The 15,051-nt window shown below is 41.0% G+C and carries 13 protein-coding genes and 1 rRNA gene; 7 read left to right on the top strand and 7 right to left on the bottom strand.

The features are described 5' to 3' along the window. The 7 genes from M3183_RS17905 to M3183_RS17875 all read right to left on the bottom strand — a co-directional run. Positions 1-104: ribosomal RNA gene (locus M3183_RS17905) — 16S ribosomal RNA — on the bottom strand; the annotation flags it as partial. A gap of 1,260 nt (positions 105-1,364) precedes the next feature. Next, entirely contained in the window at positions 1,365-2,834 is a 1,470-nt protein-coding gene (locus M3183_RS17900; protein ID WP_251471852.1) for an alanine/glycine:cation symporter family protein, read from the bottom strand. Positions 2,835-3,031: 197 nt separating this feature from the next. Continuing rightward, positions 3,032-4,516, bottom strand: a complete 1,485-nt coding sequence (locus tag M3183_RS17895) for an aldehyde dehydrogenase family protein (protein WP_251471851.1) — start codon at positions 4,514-4,516, stop codon at positions 3,032-3,034. A 53-nt stretch (positions 4,517-4,569) separates the two neighbouring features. Continuing rightward, positions 4,570-5,466, bottom strand: coding sequence for a 4-hydroxy-tetrahydrodipicolinate synthase (gene dapA, locus M3183_RS17890; protein WP_251471856.1), 897 nt, complete (start codon positions 5,464-5,466; stop codon positions 4,570-4,572). 63 nt (positions 5,467-5,529) lie between these two features. Continuing rightward, the gene (locus tag M3183_RS17885) at positions 5,530-6,477 is read right to left on the bottom strand and encodes a proline racemase family protein (RefSeq protein ID WP_251471850.1); all 948 of its coding nucleotides are present in this window, start codon (positions 6,475-6,477) and stop codon (positions 5,530-5,532) included. Then, positions 6,474-7,514 carry a proline racemase family protein gene (locus M3183_RS17880; RefSeq protein WP_251471849.1) on the bottom strand — a complete coding sequence of 347 codons (1,041 nt, stop codon included), beginning with the start codon at positions 7,512-7,514 and terminating at the stop codon, positions 6,474-6,476. The genes M3183_RS17885 and M3183_RS17880 overlap by 4 nt, the downstream gene beginning before the upstream one ends. Further along, a complete protein-coding gene (locus M3183_RS17875) occupies positions 7,511-8,683 on the bottom strand; it encodes an NAD(P)/FAD-dependent oxidoreductase (protein ID WP_251471848.1) in 1,173 nt (390 codons plus the stop codon). The genes M3183_RS17880 and M3183_RS17875 overlap by 4 nt, the downstream gene beginning before the upstream one ends. 177 nt (positions 8,684-8,860) lie before the next feature. Between M3183_RS17875 and M3183_RS17870 the strand changes: the two genes are divergently transcribed. The 7 genes from M3183_RS17870 (at position 8,861) to M3183_RS17840 (ending at position 14,123) form a co-directional block, all read left to right on the top strand. Next, positions 8,861-10,522, top strand: coding sequence for a sigma-54 interaction domain-containing protein (locus tag M3183_RS17870; RefSeq protein WP_251471847.1), 1,662 nt, complete (start codon positions 8,861-8,863; stop codon positions 10,520-10,522). 73 nt (positions 10,523-10,595) lie between these two features. Next, complete coding sequence (locus M3183_RS17865) at positions 10,596-10,868, top strand: (2Fe-2S)-binding protein (RefSeq protein WP_251471846.1); 273 nt, start codon at positions 10,596-10,598, stop codon at positions 10,866-10,868. Beyond that, positions 10,865-11,197: a (2Fe-2S)-binding protein gene (locus M3183_RS17860; protein WP_251471845.1), complete on the top strand. Its 333-nt coding sequence runs from the start codon at positions 10,865-10,867 to the stop codon at positions 11,195-11,197. The genes M3183_RS17865 and M3183_RS17860 overlap by 4 nt, the downstream gene beginning before the upstream one ends. Beyond that, the gene (locus tag M3183_RS17855) at positions 11,194-12,432 is read left to right on the top strand and encodes an NAD(P)/FAD-dependent oxidoreductase (RefSeq protein ID WP_251471844.1); all 1,239 of its coding nucleotides are present in this window, start codon (positions 11,194-11,196) and stop codon (positions 12,430-12,432) included. Before M3183_RS17860 ends, M3183_RS17855 begins: the two co-directional genes overlap by 4 nt. A 576-nt stretch (positions 12,433-13,008) precedes the next feature. Beyond that, entirely contained in the window at positions 13,009-13,473 is a 465-nt protein-coding gene (locus tag M3183_RS17850) for a MerR family transcriptional regulator (RefSeq protein WP_251471843.1), read from the top strand. Positions 13,474-13,652: 179 nt separating this feature from the next. Continuing rightward, entirely contained in the window at positions 13,653-13,829 is a 177-nt protein-coding gene (locus M3183_RS17845) for an SPW repeat protein (RefSeq protein WP_251471842.1), read from the top strand. A 108-nt stretch (positions 13,830-13,937) separates the two neighbouring features. Next, entirely contained in the window at positions 13,938-14,123 is a 186-nt protein-coding gene (locus M3183_RS17840; RefSeq protein ID WP_251471841.1) for a sporulation protein Cse60, read from the top strand. The last annotated feature ends 928 nt before the right edge of the window (positions 14,124-15,051 follow it).

Here is a 15,051-nt window from a genome sequence, read left to right as displayed (position 1 = left end):
CCGCCGCTAACTTTTGGGAGCAAGCTCCCAAAGATTCGCTCGACTTGCATGTATTAGGCACGCCGCCAGCGTTCGTCCTGAGCCAGGATCAAACTCTCCAAAAAAGTTGAGTTGATTAGCTCATAAAATTTACGTTGGCTCGAATTTAACTATATATAATAGAAGAAACTCGATAGTTTATTGTTTGTTGACGTTTTTGTTTGTTTAGTTTTCAAAGAACTATTTTTGAGACGTCTTATATCTTACCATCTCAACTCTTCGCTGTCAAACACTTTTTTAAAGAGTAATAATTTCATCAGCGACATTTATATATTTTACTAGTGTTTCTTACATTAGTCAACAATAAATTTATTTTCTTCAACATTTTGTCATTAGTACAGCAAGATTACTATATTAATACTGTTGTTTTGAAAGTCAATACTTGATTAAGACGGTTTGTACGTTCAATCATGATTTGTTAATAACACATTCATTCAACTTGAAATTTACTATGTAAAATAACGTGGAAATATCCGTTTTCGGTATTGGCTTTTACCTGGCTGGTTTAACTTTCTGTTGAAAAGTCGGCTTTTAATAATAAAAACACTCTAGATCAGATCTAGAGTAACAACACTTTATTCTTAACTTTTCAGCTGGTTTGAAAGGTGGAACTTCAATTTCAATATCAGCAAACTCAATTTTCTCACCTGTGTTTAAGTTACTCCCTTTTTCAAGATAAGTGTTTACTACTTCAAATTTTTTAAATCCAAGTAATATGAATTATGATTCAAGTGAAATCTCTAAATGAAAACTACCTTCACTACTCGAGCGTGAGTATTTTTTCTGATTGATTGGATGTTCATGTAATTTGTTAAAAAGGCAGTAAAGATATGCATCCAGTTCAAATTGATCCTGATTAGCAAAGTCTGAAAGCCTCAATTTACTTTCTCTAAACACTGTTTCTCCCCCCTTGTTCAACCTCTTTATCTTCATTTTTTCCAAACTATTATTCTTTTATACATATAAATAAATTTATTTAATATAGATATCATTAGCTATATCCCAAATTAACCTCTTAAAACGGAAGAAACTTGTGTATTACTTATCAATAAACCTTAATAATGCCGGCAAAGCTAAGAGGAATAGTTATATTCAAATTGATTTCCAATAAAGACTGGACTCTTTTTATTAACCAGCTGCTTTACCTTAAAATACATCATAAAGATTAATTTCTGCTTCGGTAAATTATTGTGCAGAGTCCGACCCCACTATTCTTTTATAAATACAATTAAATCAGTCTCATCTAAATCCATATCCTTTTTAAACAAAAAAACGGACAGCTCCAATATAAAGCTGTCCATGTTACATTTTTTAATCTACTGATTTTATCCTATTGATTTTCTTTCTTTAGCAGAATCATACTCTTTCAATCTATCAACCCAGAAATCGGCTCCATTTATGCCAATTTTTCTAGGATCGAATACGGGATCTTTTCCTGCCTTTTTCTGGGTCTCATAATCTTTAAAAACCTTTAAGGCAGGCTTCGTAAGCAGCAGAATCGCAAAAAGGCTGAGCCATGCCATCGAACCGAATCCAATATCCCCCATCGCCCACATCATAGATGCTGATTTGACGCTGCCGAAAAATATCATAAACAGCATGACAATCTTCAGGACTGTTTTCATCCAAGGCAGTTCCCGCTTACCACTTAAATAAACCATTGTAGTTTCAGCAATGTAGTAATAGGCCATCAAAGTGGTGAAGGCAAAGAAGAAAATGGCAATGGAGACAAACCCTGCCCCAAATCCAGGGAGCATCGTATCTACCGCCATTTGAGTATAAGCCGGACCCGGTTCAACATTTGTCAAAGGCTGCACAATTGGATCTTTACCTTCTGGGGTAACGTTATACATGCCCGTTACTAGAATCATTAAAGCCGTTGCTGTACAAACGATAATGGTATCAATATAAACGGAAAATGCTTGTACTAATCCCTGCTTAGCAGGATGAGAGACTTCAGCTGCTGCAGAACTATATGTTGCTTCACCACAACCTGCAACGTTAGAGAAAATGGCTCTTCTGACGCCCCATGCAATCGCTGTACCGACAATTCCTCCAAAGACTTGATTGGATCCAAAAGCACTGGTGAAAATTAATGAAAACATTTCAGGAACCTTTGAGAAATTCATCCCCAATACAATGAAGGTAACCAAAACATAACCAACTGCCATAAATGGAACAATAGTTTGGGAAACACCTGCAATCCGTTTAACACCGCCAAAGATGATGGCGCCAAGTAAAATTACTAAGAAGATACCAGTAATAGTTCTATTCAAGCCAAAGGCAGTTTCCATTCCTGAGGCAATGCTGTTTGCTTGAACCCCTGGAGTTAAAAAGCCATAGGAGATGGTTACCACAACAGCCATAATAACTGCGAACCATTTAAGCTTTAAGCCTTTTTCAATAAAATAAGGAGTTCCTCCGCGGTAGCCATTGTCCACTTTGGTTTTAAATACCTGCGCCAGAGTAGATTCGATAAAGGCACTGGCACCTCCCAGCAGGGCCATGACCCACATCCAGAATACTGCTCCTGGTCCTCCATATGCGATGGCAGTTGCCACTCCGGCAATATTACCTACCCCTACACGGCCTGATAAAGCCAAACAAAATGCCTGAAAGGAGGATATCCCTTCCTCAGAACTTTTACCCTCAAAGAGTAATTTAATCATTTCCTTGAAATATCTGATTTGAACAAAACGAGTCATTATAGTAAAAAACAATCCCGCGCCAAGGGCAAATATAACAAGACCGTTGCCCCATACCTGATTTGCTAACCAATTTACGATTCCTTCCATAAGGAACTCCCTTCGTTTAAAAAATTATAGTGCAAGCGTTATCAATATGGATTATTCGAAAAGTAACCCTATAATTTCCCCTGGTCGCTATTATAAAGGAAATGAAGGTAAAAAAGGAAAGTATCTCCATTTGGAGGTGACTGTCCTTTTTTACAAAAGTCTATTACCCTATTTTTGTTTGATTAAATAAACAAACATTATTTAATATTTACCCAAACACTTTTAACTTCTGTATAATTGTCAAGTGCGTAGGATCCCATTTCGCGTCCAATCCCTGATTGTTTATAGCCGCCGAATGCTGCTGCAGGGTCTTCTAAATTATAATCATTAATCCAGACCGTTCCAGCCTTTAGTTTATTAGCAACTTTATGGGCTGTTTTGATATCTTTTGTCCATACCCCGGCAGCTAGGCCATATGGCGTATTGTTTGCCCTTTCAATAACTTCCTCAACTGTATCAAACGGAAGAACAACAACTACAGGCCCAAAGATTTCTTCCTTTGCAATCACCATGTCATCAGTAACATCTGCAAAAACAGTCGGCTGAATAAAATACCCTTTCTCCGCTGCTTTTCCCCCTCCTGCAGCAACCCTTGCGCCTTCGGCTTTACCTTTTTCAATATAACTTAGAACACGTTCAAATTGCCTTTTAGAAACAACCGGCCCCATTTCTGCTTCCTGATCCATTCCTGAGCCGAGTTTAACATTGTTTGCCATCCTTGCTAGTTCTTCAACAACTTTATCATAGTGTTTGCGGTGAACAAACACTCGGGACCCAGCACTGCAGTTTTGTCCATGGTTATACATAAGACCGTTAAATGCACCAGGGATTGCTTCATCTAAGTCTGCGTCTTCTAAAATGATGTTTGGGGATTTGCCGCCAAGCTCTAATGTAATATTTTTAATCGTTTCAGCTGACTGACGCATAATATATTTGCCCGTTACAGTAGATCCCGTGAAAGCTATCTTATCTACATCTGGATGGTTGACAATGCCTGCCCCTGCTGTTTGCCCGAATCCCGGAACGATATTAACCACGCCTGCAGGGAATCCAGCTTCCTGAAGAAGCTTGGCAGCATATAGAATCGACAGCGGCGTTTGCTCTGCCGGTTTTAATACGATTGTACAGCCTGTTGCCAATGCTGCCCCCATTTTCCAAGAAGCCATTGTTAACGGATAGTTCCATGGAATAATTTGTCCAACAACTCCAATTGGTTCATGTCGTGTAAAGTTTAAATAATCTTTTGAAATAGGAACAGTTTGCCCAAGAATTTTTGTTGCCCATCCGGCATAATAGCGAAATTGCTCAACCGTTGCTGGTATATCATCGGTTAATGCTACGGTATATGGTTTCCCATTATCCAGCGCTTCTAATTGTGCTAATTCTTCTCTGTGTTCCTCAATTAAATCAGCGAATTTATAAATTAAGCGCGAGCGTTCTGCAGCACTTAGTTCCGGCCATGAACCAGATTCAAATGCTCTTCTTGCTGCCTTTACAGCTAAATCAATATCTTCTTCCTGGGCTTCACATACTACAGCAAGCACCTCTTCTGTAGCAGGATTCAATGTTTCAAAGGTTTTTCCGCTTACGGAAGGAACGAACCTGCCGTCAATAAAAAGTTCAATTTCCCCTTCCAAAAATTCCTTTACTTTTGGTTTCATATCGATTTGAGTTGTTAGCATGTTATCTCTCCTTTGCTATTTTCAACTAACAGGGAACTGGTCCCTTTGTAACTTTACGCAAGTGAAACGGCCGTTAAATTCATTAATAGTTCTTTTAACTTTTGATCTTCCTCCCGAGTCAGTCCCAATCGAGGATGTCGTGCAGGACCACCTGCCTGTCCAAGCAGGTCCATTGAACGCTTAACAATTTGTACGTATTTCCCGGATCCCTCAAGGAATTCGCAAAGCGGTAAAATACGATCATTAATTTCCCAAGCCTTTTCTACTTCTCCTTGCTGGAAGTAGTTGTACATATCTGTCACAAGCTTCGGCACGATATTCCCCGCTACAGCAATCCAGCCGGTTGCTCCAACAAAATAGGATTCCATTACCAATTCTTCTGAACCGCAGAAAACTTCAAAATCGCCATTTGCTTGTCGTGCTAAATCTCTTGCTTTCCGGATATCGCCGCTGGATTCTTTAATAAGTTTAACGTTTTCACATTCCCTGCCGATGCGGAGCATTAATTCAGTACTCATATCAACACCGGAAGTGAAGGGGTTATTGTAAAGCATAATTGGAATATCAACCACATCTGAAATCTCTTTAAAATGGAAGTAAATTTCGTCTTCCTTTGGCTTCCCGTAATAAGGATTAATAATAAGCGCACAATCTGCACCTTGCGCCTGTGCTTGTTTCGTATTTTCAATCGTTTCTTTCGTGGTTTCAGCAGATGTGCCAACAATGACAGGAATACGGCCGTTAACCTCTTGCGCAACGACCTCTACAATTTGGTATTTTTCTTCCTTCGTCAGGCTGACAAATTCGCCTGTGCTGCCGTTTATAACAATCCCGGCAACCCCTTGATTAATAAAGTAATTTACATTGTTTTTAATGCCGGCCCAATCCACTTCCTGTTCCTGTGTCATTGGTGTAATTAATACCGGGTAAGCCCCTCTAATTGTCGTCATCATGATTTCCTCCTTTTTTTGTGTGCAGAATCTCAAAATCTAATACTCCAGCAAAAAATAAAACTATTTTAAAATAAATCCGAATGCCAATGGATCAGCTGGATCCAAAATGAATGTTTGCATGCCGGTAATATAACTACGGCTTGTCATCTTAAATGTATAACCCGCTTCCGTTTGGGAAGCAGTTCCCGCTTTCAATTCACTGCCAAAAATACTCTTATTTATTAGGGTCCCATCCATTGGCAGCCGCCCACTCGAAAGCAGACTTGTATAACAGGCAAAAGTCGTACCAAATCCAGGGGAACGGGCAATATAGCCGTCATTACGGAAGGTGATGGTCTTGATCTGTCCTTCTTCGCTGGAAGTATGATCCATTAATATGACACCGCTGACATTTACCTCCAGTGCTTTTAACACTGTTTTCCCCCATTTGTTTAATTCAGCCAATTCGTCCAGTTCAATCTGTATCGGAAAGTCCTGTTTATCAAAAACAGCATATAATTGATCTGTCTCCACGAGAGAATACTTTGCTTTTAAATGCGGATGAGATAATGGAATATCTGCACCAACTACTTGACACGGATCGCTTTCCAGGGTGACCGAAACAACTTCTCCCTCTTCCATTACAGCGGTAACCGGTACAACCCCATGAACCGTTTCAATTTTGTACTTATTAAAGTCCTTCATCTTTAACTGCCCGAATTCCAGCAATGCTGTGATAACAGCAGCAAGTCCTGCATATTGAACCTGTACTGTCCCTTCATGGTTAAAAAATAATACCGCTGCATCCGCATCACAATTTATTGGCGGGATGACCAAACAGCCATTTAATCCTGCAAATCCCCGCGGTTCATTTAATAATAGTTTTATCTCATCATGAAAAGCTTGCGGAAACCGCTCGTATAGTTCTTCAAGGCTTTGATAATGGATGAATGGCACATTTTGAATAATACGGAAAGCTTCACCGGCAACGTGAACATCTATGCTAGAGTATGTTTGATCAATCCTCATAGAACATCCTCCATTTCATGTTCCTGCATAGGGGGAATCAGCAAAAACCCTTCCTTAAGTGGGTCTTCCTTATGATAAAAGAAACGATGCATTCCCATCAGCCAGGCAGATCCTGTTATTCTCGTTACCACTGCCTCAAACCCTTCAACAGTGGCCGCCTCCAGAATACGTCCGCGGAATAGCGATCCGACAATGCTTTCATGGACAAACTCTTCACCCACAGCAATTTGCTTCTTGGCGTATAAGACTGATAGTTTAGCAGATGTGCCTGTCCCGCATGGCGAACGGTCAATTCCCCCGGGAGGAACAATAACCGTATTTTTTACATTTGCCAGTTCATGTGTCGGCTCAGTAAAAAACTCAACATGTGTTAGTCCGTGAATGAACGGATATTTTGGATGAACAATTTCGTTCTTTTCATTAATTGCATTTCTGATGATGATAGCCTTTTCAATTATCGCTGAGGCGTTTTCCGGTGTTAATTCTAAGCTGACTGATTTGGCATCAATAATCGCGTAAAAATTACCTCCATAGGCGATGTCTGCATCTACCCGACCTATTCCTTCAACATCAACGGAAACACTTTTCAGCAGGAAGGCAGGAATATTACAGAAAGAGACCTCTTTCGCTTTTCCGTTCTCCACCAAAATTTCAACCTCTACAAGCCCTGCAGGTGTATCCAGTTTTAATGAAGTAACCGGTTCATGGACCGGTATAAGCCCCGCCTCAACTAATGCCGTGCAAACCCCAATCGTGTCATGCCCGCACATTGGCAGATAGCCGCCTGTTTCAATGTAAATCACACCAATGTCTGCTTCCGGATGACACGGTTCTGTTAAAAGAGCCCCAGACATTACATCATGTCCCCTTGGTTCATTCATTAACAACTTGCGGATCCAATCGTATTTTTTTTTCATATAAAGCATTTTTTCAGACATTGTTTCCCCTGCAAGCTCTGGGAGTCCGCTAATCACTGTCCGCGTCGGGTTCCCTCCTGTGTGGGTATCAATCGTAGTAAATACCTTATGTGCCTTCATCTTGTTAACACCCCTTCCCTAAAACGGTCGTATCGGACTGGATCGGTAGGAATACAAGTTTCTTTTTCATTAATTAGTTCTTCAATTACCTTTCCAGTAACCGCCGCAAGACTGATTCCATCGCCCTCATGACCGGCCGCTATATAGAAATTTGGAATCTCCTCCACCCTTGAGATAATTGGCAAGTGGTCTTCCGTCCAAGGTCTTAAACCTGCATAAGAGCGAATCACCATCATATCTGCCATTTTTGGATAAAAGCGGATAGCGCGGTTTGCGATACATCTGATGATTTCGTTGTTTACTTTAGTATTAAAACCGACAAACTCACGGCTGGAACCAATTAAGAAGTTTTGGCTCTCTGTCGGTTCAAAAACAAGGGCCACCCCATATTTTTCAGTCAATGGATCAACCTGACGCACTCCCCCGAATTTGGAAATGAGGTAACCGAATTCCATTACTTTCCGGCGGCCGACATGCTGCTGCCTTGAGGCAACAATAATATGACCTTTTCTCGGTTTAATCGGAATTGAGAGATTTACCATTTCACCGATCCGCGGCGCCCAAACCCCAGCTGCATTTACAACATGTTTGGCGGTAAATTCTCCATTAGACGTATGTACAATAAATGACCCGTGTTCCCTTTTAATCTCTCTTACTTCCGTTTGCTTAAATGCTTTAGCACCGTATTTTTTTGCATCTTCCAATAAGGAAAAAGCTAAGAGGTAGGGGTTCACGGTAGAATCCGTCGCACATTCCAATCCTCCTAACAGGTCATCCGCAAAGTATGGCGACTCCTCTTTTATATCCGCCCGATCAAGCATTCTAAATTGCAGACCGGCTGCTTTTTGACGATCAACCCATTTCTTCGCTGCTTCCATCTCCTCGTCCGTTTCGCAAACAAGGATACTGCCAGGTGCACGGTATTCAAAAGAATGCCCCAGCTCCCTGCTTAAATCATCAACTAACTGCTGGCTGACCAGCGACATCTGGCTGTCGAAGCCGGGATCTTTATCGATCGCCAAAATATTTCCATCACAGCGTGAGGATGTACCGCTGACAAATTCCCCTTTTTCGATCATCGTCACATCCCTGCCGGACTTAGAAGCATAGTAAGCTATAGCACAGCCAATGATCCCTCCGCCAATCACGAGAATGTCACAGTTTCTCACATCCTCTTCCCCCTTTCTTCAAATGAAGCTCATTTCTTTATAATGCAATTACTGTGCCAATCATTATTTTCAGCCTCCGTTATCCAACTAATATAAATATTTAAAATTTTTAGCCACTCCGTGTATAATTATTTTTACAGTGTTTAATTTTTTTACATAACCAAGGAGGTTTTTATCATGACCTTTTCGATGCTTTCTGTAAAAGATATTTTAAGAGATTCTTTCCTGGCAGCGCTGCAAGTTACAGATAAAAAGAAAGACTTCTTTTTTCATCCATCCGATCACACATCTGATACTTCCTATACAGAAATAGGTATGGGTGACTCTATCGACACTCTCATTCAAGCGTTTTCCCATCATTCATCTGTCATCATTACAGGCAAAGAGGGTAAGCCCATCTGTGATATTACAGCAGGACAAATGATTGAGATTCTCCATAATGCTTATAAAAGATTAATTGCCTTTTATGAAACCGTCATTCATACTACCGATTCATCGGTTACTGTCATTGACGCCAATGAATGCGTCAGGACTTGGACTAAAGGGGCCGAAAAGATATTCTCCGTGAAGAAAAAGGAGATTATCGGAAAACCGATAACTAAGTTTTTCGACCGCAATAAACTGGAAATATTGGAAACTTTGCAAACTGGAAAAAGTATGACCAGGCAGTACCATCAACCACGCTCAGATCTATTTGTACTAATTAATTCCAACCCCGTTTATTTTAATCAGCAAATTATTGGGGCTGTCGTTTCGGAGACCGATATTACCAACCAAGTAATGCTTAATGAAAAATTATTTAACATGTCTCATGAAGTTCATCGTTTAGAACAGGAAGTAGCGAAATATCAACACTCTAAAGATCCGTTTCAGGGTATTAAAGGAAAAAGTGCGGCGATTCAAAAAACCATCGAATTAGCAAAGAAGGTCTGCTCCGTTAAATCCACCGTTTTAATTTTAGGGGAAAGCGGTGCAGGGAAAGAGGTTTTTGCCAAAGCGATTCATGAAGCCAGTGAAAAACCAAATGCACCCTTTATATCAATAAATTGCGGGGCAATACCTGCCTCATTATTTGAAAGTGAATTATTCGGCTATGAGCGCGGTGCCTTCTCCGGCGCCAATTACAAAGGGAAAAAGGGGAAAATTGAGCTGGCAAAAGGAGGCACACTATTTCTTGATGAAATTGGGGAAATGCCGCTTGAAATGCAGGTCAAGCTGCTTAGGGTGCTGCAGGAACGTAAATATTACCGTGTCGGTGGTGAAAAAGAAATCGATATCGACTTCCGTGTTATTGCAGCAACAAACAGAGATTTGCAGGAATTAATGCGGGAAGGACAGTTTCGCGAGGATCTTTATTATCGATTAAATGTGGTAACACTGAATATCCCTCCTTTAAGGGAACGGCATGAAGATATTATTGAATTGACTCATTATTACTTAAATGATTTTTCACAGCGCTATCATCGGCCAATCCGGGAGTTTTGTCCGGAAGTCATGCAGGAAATGCTCCAATATGAATGGCCTGGCAATATCCGTGAACTCCGTAATATTGTAGAACGGCTGGTGGTATTTGCAACGGATGGAGTCATCAAGAAAGACTATCTGCCGTTTACCGCAAATAGGGTTCATGCAGAGAATAACCTTCCGTTGCAGGCCCTCATAAGCGAAGACAATGGTTCTGAAATTATTTCGTTGCGTGAAGAGCTGGACCAGCATGAGAAAAAAGTGCTGGAACGGGCATTAAGAATGGTTAACGGAAACAAGTTAGAGTGCGCAAAGCGGCTTGGTATCACTAGAGCTACTCTATATAACCGTTTAAAGCGTCTTCATATTGATTAGCTTGAACGTGTTAATAAGTTGGTACGATTTTTGCATGATAGTTTACTATACGCACACAAAGGAGGATATCAAAATGACTAACTTTGAAAATATGGTCATTTGCCGCTGTGAAGAAGTGACGTATGGCCAGCTTCTATCAACTGCAGCTGAACATAAATGTACAGCAAGAGAATTAAAATTAAGAACACGAGCCGGCATGGGTTTTTGCGGCGGCCGCACTTGCCGTGTTTCGGTAGATAAAATTATTGAAAGTGTATCCCCTGATATTACTCCGGGTGACATTCCGTTAAAATACCAGCCGCCAGTCAGACCGGTAACATTTGGAACAGTAGGTGAAAAGAAGTGAGCAGAATTCTAAATCATCCCATTTTCGGAAAAATAAATGATAGAAAGCAAGTTTCCTTTCAATTCGACGGCAAAACATATGAAGCTTATGAAAATGAAACTATCGCCGCTGCACTTTTAGCAAATGATGTAAGAAAACTGCGTGTACATGAAGATAGCGGTACACCGAGAGGATTTTATTGTAATATCGGACATTGTATGGAATGCCGTGTAACAGTTAATGGTCAGTCAAATACAAGGGCATGCCTAACCGTCGTACAACAGGACATGGTGGTTGAGAGCGGTAAGCTGCTGCCAAACATCATCAGGAGGATGGTGGAAGAGCAATGAGCGATGTTATTATCATTGGAGCAGGCCCTGCCGGATTAGCAGGTGCAATTGCCTGCGCGGAAAATGGTCTTCGGGTAACAGTAGTTGATGAATTTATTAAACCAGGCGGCAGATTGCTTGGTCAGCTCCATCAGGAACCTTCCGGAGACTGGTGGAATGGCATTAAAGAAGCGGAACGGCTTCACCAAAATGCAATGAACTTATCGGTAGATATCCGCTGTGGGGTTTCTGTCTACAACTTGGAAAAATGCAGTCAGAATTGGAATGTACATACCAGTATCGGCACATTAACTGCTCCATTTGTGCTCATTGCTACAGGAGCTGCCGAATACCCTGTCCCTGTTCCGGGATGGACGCTACCAGGTGTGATGTCCATTGGAGCTGCTCAGGTTATGACAAATGTCCACCGTGTACAAGTTGGAAAAAAGGGAATTATTATTGGGGCAAATATCTTAGCCTTTGCTATCTTAAATGAACTACAGCTTGCCGGAATCAATGTTGAACGGATTGTGCTGCCGGAAAAAAATCCGAATAGTCAAAAAGCCGGCGAACCGGAAGAAGTGTTAAAATCCCTTTTGCATGCATCCCATCTTGCTCCGTCTCCTCTCTTAAGATTCGGCAGCAAGTTTATGAAAAAAGACTGGATTCGGAAAATGGGCATTAACTTTTACCCTAAAAACGGTATTAAGATTAATGGCACCCCGCTTCAACTGCGAAAAGCGGCTCTAGAAGTCATCGGCAAAGATCAAGTTGAAGGTGTCCGGATTGCCGATACGGATGCCAATGGAAAGGTTATTCCCGGTACTGAAAAGATTTATGAGGCAGACTTTGTTTGCATTGCCGGCGGTCTATACCCGCTTGCAGAACTTGCAGCCGTTACCGGATGTCCTTTCCACTATGTTCCAGAGCTTGGCGGACATGTTCCAAGCCATTCTGAAACGATGGAAACCCCGCTTGATGGTCTTTTTGTAGCCGGGAATATCACAGGAATTGAAAGCGGTAAAATTGCTATGGCGCAAGGAATAACCGCCGGTTTGTCGATTGCAAAGCATGCTGGAAAAGGTAAGAACAATATCAATAATAAGCTTCAACAGGCAGTACAAAATATTCGCACAGTAAGGCAGAATGCCGCCATTCAATTTAATCCTGATATCGATAGAGGCAGAAGCAAGATGAAGCAGATTTGGGAAGATCAACACAATAATAACAACCAAACCCAGGAGAAGATTGGGTAATAACAAAATTACTCACGCGCCTTGCTGCCTGAATGAAGATTATTCACTTGAGCAGCAAAGGCGTCTTTTGAACTTAGATTTAGTCCACAATTTGCGAGGGTGCGTGACCATGCCCTGACCTCACTTTTAACCATAGAAGTCAGAAAATCCATTTTATCTAGATTTGCAAATAAATCAATAAAGAATGGTTTTTGACTTTGTTTAATAATTGGGGCACTTTTCTGTAGTAATGAAGATAGTTCAACTTCTTAAGTTTAATAATGGGGCTTTTTAAAATCGTAATTTCCTTCATGTTGTAAATCCGCATTTCCCGATGCTGTCCAATTCGCTTTCCCTTTTCTTAAAATCTTCATGGACAATATGATGCCAATCCCCCCGATGATTGCTCTAACAGGAAAAGATTGAAACCACTAGTTTATCAACTGCTCTTAAATACTCAGGTGTTTTCGTATAATTCTGTTCTGCCAAACCACCTCACATTGTATTTTTTTAGCCATTACAGTATTTAAAAACTTTGAATGAACTCAATTAGGATAACCATATATTTAAATAAGACCATAGGCAGGGGGTATCAGTTTGACGGCTAAAGAAATGAACGATTATTTGACCATTGACATAGTTTCACGGCAGCTAGGCATTACACCGAGAACGCTCCGCTATTATGAGGAAGTGGGGCTTATTGTTACTACATTAAGGACTGCGGGCGGGCACCGTCTGTATGATCAAACTACAATTGAACGCCTTAAGCAAATACTGAAGCTAAAGGATTATTTGGGCATCTCACTTCAAGAAATTCAGGAAGTGATAGACGCAGAGGAATCACTTAAAGAATTGCGGCAGACATTCCGTGAGAATAACCACAATGCAGATCAACAGAGATTGGCAGTCGAACAGTACATTGATGTTCTTTACAACTTGATCAACAAAATGAATACGAAAATTGACCATGTGGTAAACATGCGCGATAGGTATCAAGAGCAAGTGGAACGTTCTTTACGATTTATTGGCAAAATGGAGAATAAGCAGCAGTCCCCTGATTAAATACATATCACCGACTTCATGGCACACGAGGAATTTTTTAATTCTACAGCAAAAAGAGGATGATTAATTCGAGTTCCTTCATCTTCAATCATGATAAGCACCGGGAATAATTATTTTATAAAAATCATATATATTAAGCGACGTTAACGTTAACGTCATACATCAAGGAGGTGCTTATCATGTGGCAGCTTTGGCTTACTGGATTAATCGGCATTTGGCTTATCGTTTCACCATGGGTGTACAGCTTCTCCAGTAACTCAGGCGCAATGTGGAACAGTATCATTTTTGGAATCATTGTCTTAATACTTGCCATTTGGTCTAGTGCAGCTAACAAAAGCAACAAATCCAGTGACTAGATTTATCGGGTCAGAGGGGCTGGTTTCATGTCCCATCTGGCCCCTGTTTTATAGTTGGACCGGAGGGGCTTATTTTCAATAATAATTATTTAGAGGAGCGGGGGAGTAATGGAATTCACAGTTCGTAAGATAAGAACAAAAATATTTACGGGTTCCCCAAGTGATGTCGAAGAACAGGTTAATGTTTTTTTAAATACAATTGAACAATTAAATTATGTGGATATTAAGGTGACCACTTCTGATGTCGGCAGGATTTCAGTAGTTGTCGTTTACAAGGTTGTACAAAAACTTTAACGGGTCTGAGGGACTATTTCTTAGTCCCATCTGTACCTTGTTTTTTTGACAGTGACTTCAAATTAAGAACAACTTATGACCTTATATGTACACCCCGGCATGAGGATTTCTGTTTGTTGATACAAGCTGCGCAGCAGGTGTGGATGCATATGAAAAAGATTATTATTCAAGGTGCTTTGAGGATTCTATAAATCGGTTTTTTCCAGGTAACGGGATCCATTTGGGTGCTTTGGGGATTTTTCCTATAGGCTGCATTTGTTGTTTGTATCGGGTAAAATCAATGGTTTATTTTTACCGCTTGCCTCCCTTTCTCTTCTCTTCGGGCAAATTCAACGCTTCTTTTTTTCCGCTGACTTCCTTTCCTCTTCTCCTTCGGGTAAAATCAGACCTCTTTTTTTCCCGCTGAACTCCTTTTCCTTCTCTCTCGGGTAAAATCAGTATCCCATTTTTACCGCTAGCTTCCTTTTCTCTTCTCTTCGGGCAAAATTAGGCCTCTTTTTTTACCGCTGAGCTCCTTTTCCTTCTCCTTCGGGTAAAATCAGCACCCCATTTTTACCGCCGGCTTCCTTTCCTCTTCTCTTCGGGTAAAATCAGACCTCCTTTTTTACCGCTGAACTCCCTTTCCCTCCCCCTCGGGTAAAATCAGCACCCCATTTTTACCGCCGGCCTCCTTTCCTCTTCTCTTCGGGTAAAATCAACGCTTCTTTTTTTACCGCCGGCCTCCTTTCCTCTTCTCTTCGGGTAAAATCAACGCTTCTTTTTTTACCGCTAGCTTCCTTTTCTCTTCTCTTCGGGCAAAATTAGGCCTCTTTTTTTACCGCTGAGCTCCTTTTCCTTCTCCTTCGGGTAAAATCAGCATCCCTTTTTTACCGCTGACTTCCTTTCCTCTTCTCCTTCGGGCAAAATCAACGCTCCTTTTTTACCGCTG

Origin of the sequence: Neobacillus mesonae (genome assembly GCF_023715155.1) — a bacterium.
Classification (GTDB): domain Bacteria; phylum Bacillota; class Bacilli; order Bacillales; family Cytobacillaceae; genus Neobacillus; species Neobacillus mesonae_A.
Note: the sequence above shows the minus strand (reverse complement) of the source record. Positions and strands in the feature narration are given on the sequence as shown.